A 15,201-nucleotide genomic window follows, 5' to 3' on the forward strand; every position below is an offset into this window, starting at 1 on the left:
TGAAAACAGAAAATCCGTGGACGAAGAATAGCAGCCCGCACGCAGGCTGCTCCTCTGTTTTCTGTCTCCGGGAAAAGTCGCCACCTATACGGTGCAAACGATGCGCGGCTTGGCCGAAGCGCTCCATGCCTCGGCGATCTCTGCAAGCGGCATGGTCTTTGTCGCGATCGATAGCCCTGCCGGCTTTACCGCAGCCAATACCTGCCCGATCACCTCCAGCAGCTTCACCATGGGCACACTCTTCACGCCGCTGCCCATCAGCTGGATCGCCGAAGAGCGTAGCGCCTCGCCCGGCAGATCTACATTTCTCTCGCCTGCCGCCGAACCGACATGCACGAACCGCACCGGATGCGCCTCTTCGACTGCCCTGGCGATCGCCGTGATGACCGCTTTCGCGCTCTCGCCCCACAGGTAGTCGACGACCACGTCGATGCCCCGCCCAAACTCCTCGATCAATGCCGACTCAAACGCCTGCGCGCCATTCGGATGGTCCGCACCCACGCGAAACGGGATTACCTTGTCCACGCCAAGCGAAAGTAGCTCCTCGAGTTCGCGCTCATTCCGCCCCGTGCCAATCACACGCGCCGCGCCGAGGTGCTTCGCGATCTGCACCGCCAGCCTTCCCGCCGTGCTGGTGGCGCCGTGCACCAGCACCGTCTCACCGCGCACCAGCCGCGCCCGCTCCACCAGCGCCGCCCAGCCGGACATGCCGGGATTCACAATTGCAGCCGCCGTCACGTCGTCCACCTCGTCCGGCACAGCAATGCATTGCCGGCTCCGCACCAGCGTTTTCTCGGCCAGCGCGCCATAAGGAGCCTCCGGCAGGACAAAGTACACGCGCCTGCCGTCGGCTGTCCGGCCCACACCGTCGGCTCCAGCCACGACCGGAAAAACTCTGCCTGAGCTGTAATGCTTGCCAGTTGAACGCAATTTGCTGAACGGGCTCAGCGCAGACGCGCTCACCCGCACCAGCTCCATGCCTTCTGCGGCTGCCGCCGCCTCAAGACCTGCCTCATCGAACTCTCCATACACCGGGGAAGCTCCTACCTCATGCACAATCGCTGCTTTCATCGTCCACTCTCCCTTCGTTCTCAAATCCTGCCTATCTAACAACGTTAGATTTATTTGAACAACGTTAGATTCAGAAAGTCAATCCTGCTACTCTGGACTCGTGAAGGTAAATCGGGACATGGTGGTCCGCGCGGCGCTCAAGCTGCTGAACGAGGTGGGGCTTGAGCAGCTCACGCTGCGCCTCCTCGGCCGCGAGTTGAAGGTGCAGGCGGCGTCCATCTACTGGCACTTCGCCAGCAAAGAGGCGCTTCTCGACGAGATGGCGACGCTCGTACTCGCAGAAGGCGCTTCGCAACTCATTCCCGCTCGCAACACTTCAGACTGGACAGCCTGGGCCGTTGCTTTCGGCACTGGGCTGCGTAAGGTGCTACTCGGCTACCGCGATGGCGCAAGGATGATCGCCGGCACGCGCCTCACCAATACCGAGTACATGAAGACGCCGGAGCGCATGGCCGCCCGTCTCGTCGAAAGCGGCTTCACCGTGCGCGAGGCCGTGGTGCTGCTGAGCACTGTCTATAACTACACGCTGAACTTCGTCATGGAAGAGCAGGCTGTCTTTCCCCAGCCCGGCGTGCGATCTCCGCAGTACGACATTGCGTCCCGCAATGCGCGTCTCGATCCGGTAGAGTTCCCGCTTATGCGGCAAAGCGGCGCGATTCTCTTTGACCGCTTCGATCGCAGGTATAAGGAGGGACTCGATCTGATTGTGCGCGGAGCTGCTTCGCAGCACTGATCTGCCGTGCCACATGGGAGGCCGTGCTTTTTTGCCGCATGAAATCTGTATAGACGACTAGAATGGCCCCATGGATCGCCGCACCCTGCTCTCCCTTTCCGCCAAAGCCGGACTGCTTTCGGCGCTGCCGTCTTTCGGGACCTCAGTGCTCTTCGCCCACCCTCTTCCTGCCTTCGCTCATGAGGGAGTGGCTCTCGCACATCCCACACCCGATCAGGTTCGCTGGGAAGACCTGGAAATTGGCATGTTCGTCCATTTCAGCAACGAGACCTATCTCAACGGCCGCCCACACGACTTCTCGGTTCCGCCTTCTGAGGTGAATCCGGTCGATCTCGACACCGACCAGTGGGCTCGCACTGCGGTCGCGCTCGGTGCGAAGTACATCGTCTTTGTCGCCAAGCATCAGTATGGTTTTTGCAGCTGGCAGACCGAGACCACCGACTTCAGCCTGAAGAGCTCGCCCTGGAAGAACGGCAAGGGCGACATCATGCAGATGCTGCGCGCCTCCTGCGACAAGTACCAACTCGGTCTCGGCGTCTATCTTTCTCCGCGTGACGACCACTTTGGTGCGGCCACCGGCGGCATCTGCAAGACACCCGAGGAACAGGCGAAGTACAACGCGATCTACCGCGCACAGCTCACCGAGCTTGTCACCCGCTACGGTCCGCTGGTCGAAATCTGGTTCGACGGCGCTACGGCCACGCCGGTCGGCGACATCCTAAGCAAGTATCAGCCGCATGCCTCGATCTTTCAGGGCCCGGCAGCCACCATCCGCTGGGTCGGTAATGAGGACGGCTTCGCACCCTATCCCTGCTGGAACGGTGTCGATCGTGAAGCCTCCGCGGCCGGCACCGCGACAGCGCTCGACAGCGATCCGAATGGCAACCGCTGGCTGCCCAGCGAGGTCGATGTATCGATCCGCCGCCCGGACTGGTTCTGGACACCGGACAACGAGAATAAGGTTCTGAGTGTCGACCAGCTGCTTTCGATCTACTACCGATCGGTGGGACGCGGAGCGCAGCTGCTGCTGAACATTCCACCCAATCCCTCCGGCCTGCTGGCAGCGCCCGATGTGGCCGCAGCCACGGCCTTCGGCGCAGAGATCAAGCGCCGCTTCGCCAGTCCAATTGCCGCCACTTCCGGCAAAGGCGCACAGGTCACGCTCAAGCTTGCGAGTTCCACGCGCATCGACACAGTGATTCTGCAGGAAGCGATTGAAGACGGCGAGCGGGTTCGCGCCTACACGCTTGAAGGACGCGTGAACGGCAGCTGGACGCCTCTCGGCGAAGGTTCGGCCATCGGGCATAAGCGCATTCAGCCGGTTGGGCCTGCAGTCGTTGATGCCGTGCGTATCACCGTCACGAAAGCGGCGGCCGCCCCTGTGCTCCGCACACTCGCGGTCTACGACACGGGTGTGGCTCCTCCGTCGGACTGGAGTGCAGCCTCGGCACTTTGGTCGCACAACCTTATTGGCGACTGGAAGGATGGGCGCTTCTCACTCGACCTGCACAAGTATGTGAATGAAGCCGCGCAGTACCAGCTGCGGCTCGTCCCCGCCGAAGGCACGATCACCGAGATCAAGGACATCTCGCTCATTCTCGACGGCGCATCGCAGCCCAAACTGCTCAAGCATGTGCCCGGCCATCCGGATGAGCTGATCATCGACGTGACCGGCCTCGGCGACACCGGAACCATCTCCGGCACCGTCATTGGAGCCACTCGCGGACAGGCGCTGCTGCAGAAGCTCTAAACCTTCAGCACAAACAAAACAGCCGCCGGCTCGCGGAAGCCGGCGGCTGTTTTGTCTCTATAGAAAAACGTCTACGCTCCGGTTTCGAGCACCACGCGGAAGCGCGCCTTGCCGCTCTCCATACGGGCAAAGGCATCGGCAGCCTGGTCCAGCGAGTACTTTTCAATCAACGGCTTCACGCCGGTCAGCGAGCTGAACTTCAGCGTGTCCTCGGAGTCGATGGAGGTGCCGCTCGGCCAGCCGGCCACCGACTGCTTGGCCAGGATCAGCGGTACTACCGGCACCTGCAGCGGCTCCGGAGGCACGCCCACCACGACGAACTTTCCGTTATAGCCAAGACCGCCAAGCGCAGCCGTCATGGCACCGGCATCAGTCACCGTCGCCAGGATGGTCTTCGCTCCACCCAGCTTCTTCAGCTCAGCAGCCACGTCCTGCGCGGTCGAATCGATGTAGTGGTGCGCGCCCAGCTCCTTCGCAAACAAGGCCTTGTCCGCGCCTCGCGCAATGGCCACCGTCTCATAGCCCATCTTCGCCGCGTACTGCACGCCCAGGTGCCCGAGGCCGCCCATGCCGAGAATTGCCACCACGTCCGGCGGACGCGCTCCGCTGTTGCGCAGCGCATTGAAGGTAGTGATACCTGCGCAGAGCAGCGGTCCGGCCTCGGCCGAGTTCAGCGACTCCGGCACCGCAGCCAAGGCCTCTTCAGGCGCCGTTACATAATCGGCCCACCCGCCGTCATAGGTGATACCGGGGATGCTGGCGCGAATACAACAGACGAAATCGCCCCGCCGGCAAGGCTCGCAGGTGCCGCAATGGCCGCCGTACCAGCCCAGACCAACACGCTGTCCGACCTTGAACTCCGTCACACCGTCACCGATCGCCTCCACGCGGCCGACAACTTCATGTCCCGGCACACGCGGATATTGAATGCCGGGGAAGATCCCGTACTTGGTGATCGAATCGCTGTGGCACACACCGCAGGCTTCCACGCGCACCAACACGTGCCCTGCCGCAGGATTGCTCACCTCGCGGATCACCACCTCGATGGCACCGCCCGCGCTGACCACCTGCGCAAACCGGCCTTTTCTCGTCTCTGCCGCCATGGCGTTTTCCTCCGTTCGTATACTTTTCGTCTGGATCAAAGCTGCCCCACTATCATCCACAGAACGCGGTCATCCCGCCATCACCAGCGTGTGATTTTACGGTAGCTCTCTCTTAGGTTGCCATGCGAAGCTTAAGACCATGCGCGCCGCACGCTGGCTTCTCATCCTTTTTCTTACTCTGCATATCCCTTCTTGCGCTGCCCAAATTGATCAAGGGAAAGATCTCGAGAATCAACTAAAAGGCCAGACCTTATTACTTCGCACCAACTACGAGCCGGATAAGCTTGCCTTCGACGCGCAGGGCGATTTGAAAAGTGCCCTCGTACCCAGCCTCTTTTACTGGAGCGGAGTACAAGTCCAAAGCATTGAACTCTCTTCCAAAGAGCTTCGAATCAAGGGGCATCGCGCTCTACTACTCATTCCGATCAGCTCCGATCAACCGCCTGTTATCAACGATGTCCGAGCTATACCCCTCGAAAAACACGCCGTTGAAATCACAATCGAACGGGATCCCACACATCCCGAAAGGTTAAATCCTGCGTTTCATCATGTCTTTGCTACTAGCGTGAATGATGCACTTTCAGATAAGACACCGAAAGAAGCCACGGCAACACTGCTCAGTCTTCCCTCTATTGCACCTGTTTCCTCGCTTAATCTCGCCGCATGCATAATCTTCGGTCAACCGGCAGGGCAGGAATTAGCAAAAGCGAGTAAAGATATAACCGCTCCACGGATAGTCCATGACGTTGATCCAATTCCTACGCGAGAAGCCATCCTTAGACACATGGGCGGCACTGTTGTTCTGAGCACTATCATCGACACGGAAGGCCGTCCCACCTGCACTCGAATCGCTCATCCACTAGAGCCGGGGCTCGACCTGAATGCCCTCATCGCCGTGAGCCAATATCGATTTATTCCGGCAAAAAAGTTGGGGAACCCCATTCCCGTCCGAGTGAATATCCAAGTCAACTTTAGGGCTGAATAGGCCGCGTCAACTATTCAAGAGCACTTAGCCATTGCCACATCCTCAGTAACGCCTCTTCCTTATCCGCGGTCATCTCCACAACCCGATGCGGCTCCGCAATCGGCTCCCATTGTGCCTTCACCGCGCGATAGAGTTCAGGTGTGCGGTTCCGTGCAGGATGTTCCGACTGCTGTTGCGCCAGCCGTGCTTCGGCCACCTCATCCGCACAGACAACATGCACCAGCCGCCAGCGCGCGCCAGCAGCCTCCGCTGCATGAATCGCCGCCTCGCGCTGTACCTGCGAGCGATAGGTGCGTCCATCGAGCAGGATGATCTGGGCCGAGCCTATGCGAGTGAGGTATGCCGCCGCGTCGTAGACAGCAGCCATGCACAGGTCATCCTGCTCACGGCTGTAGTCGGTCAGAGCTCCGGGAAACAGTGCCGCCCGAACCTGATCCTTATCGAGAATGGCGGCGGAGAAACCAGCTTTCTTCGCATGGGCCACAAGCGCCCGGGCCAGCGTGCTCTTGCCTGCTCCAGGGAGCCCGGCCAGGATTACCCACGTCGTCTTCTTCCCACTCAATCCGCGCTATCCTTCGGCTCCCACAGCTCTACCCGGTTCCCTTCCGGATCGGTGAACCATCCGAAATTACCGTAGTCGTGCCGATCGCGCTTCGGATCCACTTCGACGCCGGCTGCGATGAGTGCATCCAGCAGGGGATCGAGCGCATCCACCTGAAAATTCAGCATCGCCGGCTGCCGCTCCGGAAAGTACTTCGACGCCTGAGGAAAGAAAGACACCACGAGCGAGGCCCGTTGCGCCTCAGCAGGCAACAGGAAACAGCCATGCTCGCGCTTCAGCCCCAGGTGCTGCTCGTACCACGCATACAGTGTCTCTGGATCACGCGCCCGCAAAAACGCGCCTCCCAACCCTGTCACCTTCGCCATAATTTCCCCTCCGACCAGCGTGTAAGCCCTCGTCCTGACCTCTTATAGAAAGCGATCTAGCGTCGGACCGCAATCTTATCCCTTAACATGACAAAAAATTCAATTTTCCTGCGTCCTTCTTTCCGCGTCGCTCGTCTAGGTTGTTAGAGTTCCCATCGCTGGAAATTTGTTGAAAGGAACTCTCCCTTGGGGTTGGTGTGTTCGGGCCGTTCTTTCTGCTCATCCTGAACGCACCGATCTCCCCCCTTGCGGTTTCTCTGTCTCTACCCCTGAGAAAGTTTCTCCGCTCGCAGCGACGGCCACTCCGGCGTCCGTTTCTCCAGAAACGAGCGCACACCTTCGTGGAAATCCGCAGTCAATCGCGCTTCGGCATTGGCCGCGATCGCCGCTGTCAGCCCGGCATCCAACTCTGCGCGGCCGTACTCATTCATCAGGCGCTTGGTGGCCTGCATCGCGGCGGGACTATTGCGCAGCAGGCAGACGGCCAGCCTTCGCGCCTCTTCCATTAATTCCGTCTCGGGCACAATCCGCGTCACCAGCCCCAGGTCCAGAGCTTCGACAGCCTTGATCTGACGCCCGCTCAGCAGCAGGTCACGCGACCGCTTATCTCCGATCTGCGTGCGCAGAAAGGCGGAGACTACGGCCGGGATAAATCCGATTTTGACCTCTGAGTAGCCGAAGCGGGCCTCAGGCACGGCCAGCGTCATGTCGCAGACCGTGGCCAGCCCCATGCCTCCGGCCACGGCTGCTCCGTTCACCGCTGCAATGGTCGGCCGAGGCAACTCGTAGAGCGTGCGCAGCAATCGCGCAATCGCTTCTGATTCCTGCCGGTGCTCTTCGGTCGTCCGCTGCTCCATCGTTGCCAGGTGATCGAGATCGAGCCCAGCACAGAATGACTGTCCTGCACCGGTCAGGATCACCACACCGCAGCGCTCATCCGCTGCGGCTTCGAGGAGCGCCGAGGTCAGCTCCTCCACCATCACCGGATTCAGCGCGTTGCGGCGCTCCGGACGGTTGAGCGTAAGAACCCGTACATGGCCCTCGCTCTTCGACAAGATGGTTGTGCATGCATGCATGAAGACCTCCCGCGAGAATGACAGGAGAGTCTAACACCTGGGCTGCTTCGCGCAGGGCGATTCGCCTTCGGCCTCCGCTCCCGCTGGTCGCGAGTCTAAACGGTGACCGACGCAAGCCGCTTCAGTGGCTTCCGATAAGCACGCAAATACCGCATCCAGCACCCTATTGCGCTGCCGTTCCGAACTTCTGCCCGATTCCCTGGCTTACGCGAATCAGGCTGTCCAGCGGCTCGAGCTTTGGCAGCTCCGCGCCCAGACGTGCCAGTTCCGCCAGCACCGTCTCAGTGGCGATATTCCCCACCAGCGCATCCTGCGCGAAGGGACAGCCGCCGATGCCGCCGATCACCGAGTCGAAGCGGCGGCAGCCGGCCTCATAGGCTGCGCGCACCTTTTCGGCCGCAGCCTCGGGCCGCGCATGCAGATGCACGCCCAGCTCGATCTCATCCGCCAGCGAGGTGCGTACCTCGGCAAAGAGCGTGCCCACCTGCTCCGGTGTTGCAAGTCCCACGGTATCCGCAAGCGAAATCTGCTCGATCCCGGTATCGGCCAGCAGTTCACAGGCGGCGATCACCTCACCCACGTCCCATGTATCGCCATAAGGATTGCCGAAGGCCATTGATACATACACAGCCAGCCCCAATCCGGCCTTGTAGGCAGCCTCGCCCACCGCATCCAGCGCGTCGATGCTCTCCTCCGGGGTCTGGTTCTGATTGCGGCGCAGAAACTCCGGTGAAATCGAATAGGGAAACCCGAGCGTGGTGACGGCATTCGTCGCGATCGCCCGTTCTGCGCCTTTCTTGTTCACCACGATGCCGATAATCTCCACATCCCTGGGAGCCTCGGCAAAGGCCAGCACCTGCTCGGCATCGGCCATCTGCGGAACGGCCTTGGGTGAGACGAACGACACTGCGTCCACGTGCTTGAATCCCGCCGCGAAGAGCAGTTTCAGATAATCCGCCTTGATTTCGACAGGAATCGGTTTCGGCAGCCCCTGCCAGGCATCGCGCGGACACTCGATCAGCTTGACCTGATTGGAAATACGGCTTGTCATTGCACCTCCTGCATGTGCGGCGCTCCCTGCAAATGTGCCAGCAGGAACAGCACAAACACTCCCAGCAGATGCATGACCGCTGCCGAGCCGAAGGCTGTAACCACGCCACGTGAGCGCAAGGTGAGCATCATGAGCAGACCATAGAGGGGAAACTGGGCATACATCATTCCCTGCGAGAAGGCATCCGACAGCTCACTCGAAAGCCCCAGCACCGGATTCTTCAGCAGCAATACATACGGATAGAGAAGCCGCAGAGCCGCCGGCCCTCCCAGGGCAAAAATACTTGCAAAATGCACGGCCACCGGCGTCACCACAATGCCCAGAACCACAGGCCACCAACGTAGCCATCCGCTCTTGCCTTTCGCGCGCGAACCCTTTCGCCGCTTATTCTTTGTCGATGCAGGAGACATAAGCGACAGGATACTAAAGTTAGCTGTGCTTGATTCCATTCGCTATGGCACGCCTGTTTCAGGTCTGCAGAATCCCCGGATTGAACTTTGCGACCTCGGGGTTCAGGGCCGCGGCTTCAAGCGCGGTCAGAATCATATCGCGGGTCTTTGCCGGATCGATCACTGCGTCTATCCAGAGCCGCGCCGCGGCATAGCGGCAATCGCTCTGCTCTTCGTAGGTCGCGCGGATCGAGGCCTCGAGCTCCTTCTTCTCCTCATCGCTCAGCTTGCGGCCGCCGCGCTCGAGCTGGCGCACCTTGATTTCAACCAGCGTCGAGGCTGCCGAAGCGCCGCTCATCACTGCGTAACGGGCCGTGGGCCACGCGAAGACAAAGCGCGGATCATAGGCCTTGCCACACATGGCGTAATGCCCTGCCCCGAAGGAGCCGCCAACAATCACAGTGATCTTCGGAACTGTCGAATTGGAGACGGCGGTCACCATCTTCGCCCCGGCGCGGATGATTCCGCTCCACTCCGCATCGCGCCCGACCATGAAGCCGTTCACGTCATGCAGAAAGATCAGCGGCACCAGGTTCTGATTGCAGTCGAGGATGAAGCGCGCCGCCTTCTCCGCGCTCTCGGCGTAGATCACGCCTCCGAACTCGACTCGCTTCTCGCCTGTGTGGCTGGTCTGCGGCTGCGAGATCTTCTGGTTGGCGACGATGCCAACGGCGAAACCACCGATATGCGCATAACCGCAGATCACCGTGCGCCCATATTCAGGCCGGTACTCGTCGAACTCGCTACGGTCCACAATCCGGGCAATGACTTCGTGCATATCGTAGCTGTTCACCGCTGCCCTTGCCGGATCGGGATCGAGCAAGGCATAGAGATCCTCGGCCGCGTACTTCGGCGCGTCTACTTTTGCGTCGAAAGCGGCCCTTGCGAATGGAGCCCCCGGCCGCTGCCCGATCTTTGCGACCAGAGATCGTAACCGTGCCAGGCACAAATGATCGTTCGGCTCCTTGAAGTCGACCGTGCCGGATATCTCGGCGTGCATGGCCGCGCCGCCCAGCTCTTCCGCGCTGTATTTCTGACCGATGGCCGCCTGCACCAGCGCCGGTCCGGCGAGAAACAGCCCGCTGCCCTCAGTCATCAGCACGGTATCGGTCATCACCGGCAGATACGCACCTCCCGCCACGCACATGCCCATGATCGCCGTTATCTGCGGAATGCCCATGGCCGACATCACGGCGTTGTTGCGGAAGATGCGCCCGAAATCGTCCTGATCGGGAAAAACATCCTCCTGCAACGGCAGAAAGACACCGGCGGAATCCACGAGGTAGAGCGTGGGGATACGGTTCTCCATGGCGATGGTCTGCGCCCGCAGCACCTTCTTCGCCGTCATGGGAAAGAACGCCCCGGCCTTCACCGTCGCATCGTTGGCAATAATCATGCAGAGCCGACCGCTTACACGTCCCAGGCCGGTGACCACGCCGGCCGAGGGCGCGCCGCCCCACTCCTCATACATGCCGAAGGCAGCAAAGAGGCCGAGTTCGACGAACTCCGTCCCGGCATCAAGCAGCAGGCTCACCCTTTCGCGCGCGGTGAGCCGCTTCTTCGTGTGCTGCGCCTCGATGGATTTCTTTCCACCGCCCTCGCGGATAGCGCCTTCCTCAAGACGCAGTTCGGCCAGCCGCGCCAGCATGGCAGAAGAGTGCTGCTTCATGCGCGGAGCATTACGGTCAAGCTTTGAGGGGATCGTGTTATCAAGAACCGTGTGATTCGGGCGGGAAGAATTTTCGGCAGCCATAAGCGACCGGCCAGCATAGCACGCTGCCGTCATCTCCGGCTGCTGCCGTTACCGCGCGGCGCGATCCGGCGTCCATCGCACGAAAGAAACCGCAGGCATGGGCAGGTCGAACTCGATGACAGCTTCTCCCTGCGCATCGGCTGCAATCTGCGCATTCGGCACCAGCGTCTGCAGTGCGTCTCTCTGGTGCAGCACGCGCATCTCTGCCGCGTCCGGCCATTTCGGGCTGCCCATCGAGAGCCATGCCCCATGCACGTTCGAGTGCGTGTTGTCGATGCGATCATGCTCAACCGTATAGGTCTGTCCAGGCGCCAGTCCTTTCACCGTCAGCACTACGTGCCGGTCGAGCGACGGCGCCCCCATCGATTTCGCATGCTCTTCGGTCGCGTTGGCCAGCAACACCGTAATCGCGCCGCCATCGCGCGTGGCCACGCCTTGTACCAACCCGCCGTAACCGTCACCTGAGCCGGTCATCGCGACATGCTCCGTCCCCATGCGGTGCAACTCGTAGAGCGCCCAGTATCTCGCCTTGCGCAAACCGTCGAGGCCGATCATCCCAAAGCCGCCATGGAAGAGTGCCTTCGGGTTACCGCTCTCTTCGAAGTAGTCGCTCGCGGTCCAGCAGCTGATCAGGGTGACCTGTTCCAGGCTGTCGAGCAGGCCATGCACGGTCACGGCTGCCGAATAGGCCGTGTCATTCACGGCATCGCCGTACTCAGCCGAAACACCCCACTCCGTGAAATACACGGGCACATCTCCAAGGCCGTAGCGGCGCAGCAGCGGGCGGTAATCGGAGACCGGCAGGTAGTAGTTGTGCATGTCGAGGAAGTCAAATGGGACGTGATTTCCGCCGGTTGCGTAATCTTCGGTCGTGATGTGGCGGAGAAACGGCTCCTGATAGGTGGTGAAGGCCACCACCGGACCACCGATCTTCAGATGCGGATCGACCGACTTGATCCCTGCCGCGGCGTAATCGTAGAGATGGAAGTATTCGTCCATCGTGCCGCTCCAGAAATTCGGTGTGATCTTCAGGTCCGGCTCATTCCACACCTCGAAAGGCCACGTCTCCACTTCCTCGCGCCCATAGCGATCGATGAGGTGCTGCGCCAGCGCCGCCACCAGAGCCTGCCACTTTGCATAATCGCTGGGTGGTGAGCTGATGCCTTTATAGGTAAAGACCGTCGTCGCGCCCGGATGCTCGGCCAGCGCACGCGGCATAAAGGTCAGTTCCACAAAGGGACGCATGCCGTCGGCGCGCACCATGTCATAGAGCTGATCCACCTTGCTCCAGTTGTAGCGGGCATGGCCCTGCGCGTCCTCGGTGTAAACACTGGGATCGTCCATCAGGATGCCGTGCGCCCGCACGTAGCGCATGCCCAGCGTCTCGTGCGCCAGCTTATTCCCTGCGCGCAGACCGGCTCCGGCGTTGGGCATGTGCTTGTTGATATCTCCCTTGAGCATGTAGCTGAGGTGCTCGGAGCCAAAGGCCGTCTCCCACTTATGCGCGAAGACGCCCGCATCCTGTGCCGCATCCACGTCGATGTGCACCACCGGTTCCGCCCCGCGTATCCCCTGAGCCGTGGCGGAGGCGGTCGCACCAGCCGGACTCCACGCACTGCCATCATTCGCACGCACGCGGTAGTAGTAGGTTGTGCCAGGACGAATGTCCGTATCGACAAACGGAGGCCGTGGGAGACGGCCGAATGGCTCACCCGGATAAGCGCGTTCCAGAAGGTTCTGAAGAAAGACGGGCGCTGCTCCATACGCCGAGCTGACCAGCGCGAATGGACCATGCGCGTGGGTACTGCGCTGCACCTGGTAGCCGATTGCGTTCTCCACCGGCGTCCACGTTACCGTGATCTGTCCACGCCCTGCGTCCGCCGCGACACCATTCACCGGAGCGAGGATCTTTGACTGCGGCAGCGATGGCGGAGGCAGATAGCGAATCCACAGGTAGGCCACGCCCAGCACAAGCACGGCTGCACCTGCCACGATCAACAGAGCCCAGAATACGCGCCGCCACCATTGCCCCACGCCCGCTCAGCCTCCTGCTTTCACACTATCTGTATTGCGTGCAGCCACGGTTACGATCCGGTGACTTCCCCTTTCAGCCCCAGAGCTTCGGCATTCGCCTGCATGGCTTTGAGGCAGAAGGCAATGTGTTCATCGAGCGGTACGCCCAACTCCTCCGCTCCCAGGTACACGTCTTCGCGATGGACACCGCGGGCAAAGGCCTTGTCCTTCAGCTTCTTCTTCACCCCCGCAACATCCACATCAAAGATCGACTTTGTAGGTTTTACCAAAGCGCAGGCAGTCAAAAAGCCGGAAAGCTCATCACATGCAAAGAGAGCTTGATCGAGATGCGTCACCCGCGGCACACCAGAATAGGTCGCGTGGCCAAGGATGGCGGTCCGAATCTCTTCCGGCCAGCCTTGTTCTACAAGCACGCGATTGCCGGCAAAGGGATGCTCTTCGAGTGAAGGATGCCGTTCGTAGTCGAAGTCATGCAACAACCCGGTGATGGCGTAGCGCTCTATGAGGGCCTCACGCTCAGGACTACTCAGCCCTCGTACTTCGGCCTCCCGCTCACCATAGGCACGCAGGCAGGTTTCGACACCGAGCGCATGCTTCCGCAGGCTGGCGGACTGCGTCCATTCCGTCAACAACTCCCAGGCTCGACTCCTCGAATATCCATTTGCGATTGTCATTTACTATTCCATTTAAGTTTTCTTATTTGGTTTTCTCCGGGTTTCTTCCGGTTTTCTTTGGTTGAATCACAGTTTTCACTTGACAATGAAGATACCTCGAATGCATCCTCATGACAGTTGCCGCGGAAGTGCCGATAGACCCAGCAGTTCCACGGCTTCAAGAGAAGCCCGCTCTGGCTCTCTGCTACAACATATGGCAACTACCTTAGCTACCGTCGAGGCGCGTGAGGTACTACGTTGCGAGCATTGCAGTCTCGTGCAGTTCCGCACCGCGAACTCGCTCTGCCGCCGCTGCCACAAGCCTTTAGAGGTTGACGAACCCGAGCCGCAAACGCCGCATCTGGTTGTCGCTTCCGCATCCACCCATCAACAGGACGACATCGATGTAGCCCGCGCCGTACGCGAGATTCGTCAATCCCGCGGTATGAGCCAGCGTCAGCTTGCAGGCCGCATGCAGGTTCCTCGCACCTACATCTCGAAGATCGAAAACGGCAAGGCCATGCCTACGCTCTCCTCGCTCGAGCGCCTTGCACTCGCGCTTCAGGTGGACGTCTGTGCCCTGCTCCGTGATGCCCGCAGCCGCCGCCAGGCTGAGACCAACGCCATCTTTGCCGATCCGTTCCTGGCCGAGATTGCGTCGCTCATGCCTCGCATCGATGCTTTCCAGAAATCCATGTTCCTGAACCAGGTGCGTGAGATGGCCTCGGGTCGTCGCCGTACCCAGGCCGCCAGCTAACCTTCACTTGTTTCCCGCAGCGCTGCGCAACCGGCGCCGCTGCGTCTGTCTGTAGTTTTGTCAGGAGTATCTGTCTTGCGTCGATTTGACCCCGCCGACCACCCGAGCGCCGATATCTACAAGCTCATGACCGGGGCCATTGTGCCGCGTCCTATCGCCTTCGTCTCGACCGTGGACGCCGAAGGCATCGCCAATCTTGCGCCGTTCAGCTATTTCACAGCCTGCAGCTCGAATCCGCCCGTGGTGTGTTTCTGCACCACTGTGCGCATCGGTGCGCACCCATATAAGGACACGCTCAGCAACGTTCGTGCTACCGGCGAGTTCGTAGTCAATATCGTCTCCGAAGAGTTCGCTGAGAAGATGAATGCGACCTCGGCCGAGGTCGCCCCGGAGATCGATGAGTTTGAACTCTCCGGGTTAACACCGATTCCAAGCGAACTGGTGCGCCCGCCTCGTGTTGCCGAGAGCCACGTCCACATGGAGTGCCGTCTCCGCCAGGAGCTCATCATCAGCGATCAGCCGAACGGCGGCATCCTGGTCTTTGGTGACGTGCTCCGCTTCCACGTGGATGAGGCCGTGCTCGACGGCAATAAGATCGACCCGGGCCTGCTGCGTGCCATCGGCCGCATGGGCGGCCCCACCTACATCCGTACCCGCGATCGCTTCGATATGGCGCGGCCGAAATAATAAAGTCGGAAGCAGTACCTGAGCATGTCCCTCACCGCAGCTTGATCCGCCTGCGATATCATTACCCTGCGCGTAGCCGCGTGCTACGGTCAGGCATGCGGGGGGAACAAGCCTCCCGCATCCTTCCTTCCCCCGTTATCATGGAGATTGGAACGTAACCGCGCCGATGCGG

General features: G+C 60.6%; 15 protein-coding genes. 5 read left to right on the forward strand and 10 right to left on the reverse strand.

Annotation, left to right across the window (positions count from 1 at the left end; genetic code table 11):
* Positions 1-84: 84 nt before the first annotated feature.
* Entirely contained in the window at positions 85-1,071 is a 987-nt protein-coding gene (locus ESZ00_RS13375) for a quinone oxidoreductase family protein (RefSeq protein WP_129208750.1), read from the reverse strand.
* Between the two features lie 100 nt (positions 1,072-1,171).
* Between ESZ00_RS13375 and ESZ00_RS13380 the strand changes: the two genes are divergently transcribed.
* Both ESZ00_RS13380 and ESZ00_RS13385 read left to right on the forward strand, forming a co-directional pair.
* A complete protein-coding gene (locus ESZ00_RS13380; RefSeq protein ID WP_129208751.1) occupies positions 1,172-1,804 on the forward strand; it encodes a TetR/AcrR family transcriptional regulator C-terminal domain-containing protein in 633 nt (210 codons plus the stop codon).
* 70 nt (positions 1,805-1,874) lie between these two features.
* Positions 1,875-3,554 (forward strand): alpha-L-fucosidase, encoded by a 1,680-nt coding sequence (locus tag ESZ00_RS13385; protein ID WP_129208752.1) that lies wholly within the window; start codon positions 1,875-1,877, stop codon positions 3,552-3,554.
* A gap of 71 nt (positions 3,555-3,625) precedes the next feature.
* Here ESZ00_RS13385 and ESZ00_RS13390 read toward each other — a convergent pair whose 3' ends face one another.
* A complete protein-coding gene (locus ESZ00_RS13390; protein WP_129208753.1) occupies positions 3,626-4,657 on the reverse strand; it encodes an alcohol dehydrogenase in 1,032 nt (343 codons plus the stop codon).
* Between the two features lie 139 nt (positions 4,658-4,796).
* On the opposite strand from ESZ00_RS13390, the gene ESZ00_RS13395 reads away from it, so the two are divergent.
* Positions 4,797-5,642: an energy transducer TonB gene (locus ESZ00_RS13395; protein ID WP_129208754.1), complete on the forward strand. Its 846-nt coding sequence runs from the start codon at positions 4,797-4,799 to the stop codon at positions 5,640-5,642.
* A 10-nt stretch (positions 5,643-5,652) separates the two neighbouring features.
* Here the strand turns inward: ESZ00_RS13395 and ESZ00_RS13400 are convergent, their stop codons facing one another.
* The 8 genes from ESZ00_RS13400 to ESZ00_RS13435 form a co-directional block, all read right to left on the reverse strand.
* Positions 5,653-6,204 (reverse strand): P-loop nucleotide/nucleoside kinase family protein, encoded by a 552-nt coding sequence (locus ESZ00_RS13400; RefSeq protein ID WP_129208755.1) that lies wholly within the window; start codon positions 6,202-6,204, stop codon positions 5,653-5,655.
* Entirely contained in the window at positions 6,201-6,569 is a 369-nt protein-coding gene (locus ESZ00_RS13405) for a VOC family protein (RefSeq protein WP_129208756.1), read from the reverse strand. The genes ESZ00_RS13400 and ESZ00_RS13405 overlap by 4 nt, the downstream gene beginning before the upstream one ends.
* A gap of 263 nt (positions 6,570-6,832) precedes the next feature.
* Complete coding sequence (locus ESZ00_RS13410; RefSeq protein ID WP_129208757.1) at positions 6,833-7,645, reverse strand: enoyl-CoA hydratase/isomerase family protein; 813 nt, start codon at positions 7,643-7,645, stop codon at positions 6,833-6,835.
* Positions 7,646-7,808: 163 nt separating this feature from the next.
* Complete coding sequence (locus ESZ00_RS13415; protein WP_229741266.1) at positions 7,809-8,696, reverse strand: hydroxymethylglutaryl-CoA lyase; 888 nt, start codon at positions 8,694-8,696, stop codon at positions 7,809-7,811.
* On the reverse strand, positions 8,693-9,025 hold the full coding sequence (locus ESZ00_RS13420; protein ID WP_129208758.1) for a hypothetical protein: 333 nt from the start codon (positions 9,023-9,025) through the stop codon (positions 8,693-8,695). Before ESZ00_RS13420 ends, ESZ00_RS13415 begins: the two co-directional genes overlap by 4 nt.
* 139 nt (positions 9,026-9,164) lie before the next feature.
* Positions 9,165-10,814, reverse strand: a complete 1,650-nt coding sequence (locus ESZ00_RS13425) for an acyl-CoA carboxylase subunit beta (RefSeq protein ID WP_129208759.1) — start codon at positions 10,812-10,814, stop codon at positions 9,165-9,167.
* Between the two features lie 132 nt (positions 10,815-10,946).
* The gene (locus tag ESZ00_RS13430; RefSeq protein WP_129208760.1) at positions 10,947-12,932 is read right to left on the reverse strand and encodes a GH39 family glycosyl hydrolase; all 1,986 of its coding nucleotides are present in this window, start codon (positions 12,930-12,932) and stop codon (positions 10,947-10,949) included.
* Positions 12,933-12,982: 50 nt separating this feature from the next.
* On the reverse strand, positions 12,983-13,606 hold the full coding sequence (locus tag ESZ00_RS13435; RefSeq protein WP_129208761.1) for an HAD family hydrolase: 624 nt from the start codon (positions 13,604-13,606) through the stop codon (positions 12,983-12,985).
* 193 nt (positions 13,607-13,799) lie between these two features.
* On the opposite strand from ESZ00_RS13435, the gene ESZ00_RS13440 reads away from it, so the two are divergent.
* Together ESZ00_RS13440 and ESZ00_RS13445 are read left to right on the forward strand one after the other, a co-directional pair.
* Positions 13,800-14,342, forward strand: coding sequence for a helix-turn-helix domain-containing protein (locus ESZ00_RS13440; RefSeq protein ID WP_129208762.1), 543 nt, complete (start codon positions 13,800-13,802; stop codon positions 14,340-14,342).
* A 75-nt stretch (positions 14,343-14,417) separates the two neighbouring features.
* Positions 14,418-15,029: a flavin reductase family protein gene (locus ESZ00_RS13445; protein WP_229741268.1), complete on the forward strand. Its 612-nt coding sequence runs from the start codon at positions 14,418-14,420 to the stop codon at positions 15,027-15,029.
* Positions 15,030-15,201: the final 172 nt, after the last annotated feature.

It is taken from the genome of Silvibacterium dinghuense (assembly GCF_004123295.1).
Lineage (GTDB): Bacteria > Acidobacteriota > Terriglobia > Terriglobales > Acidobacteriaceae > Silvibacterium > Silvibacterium dinghuense.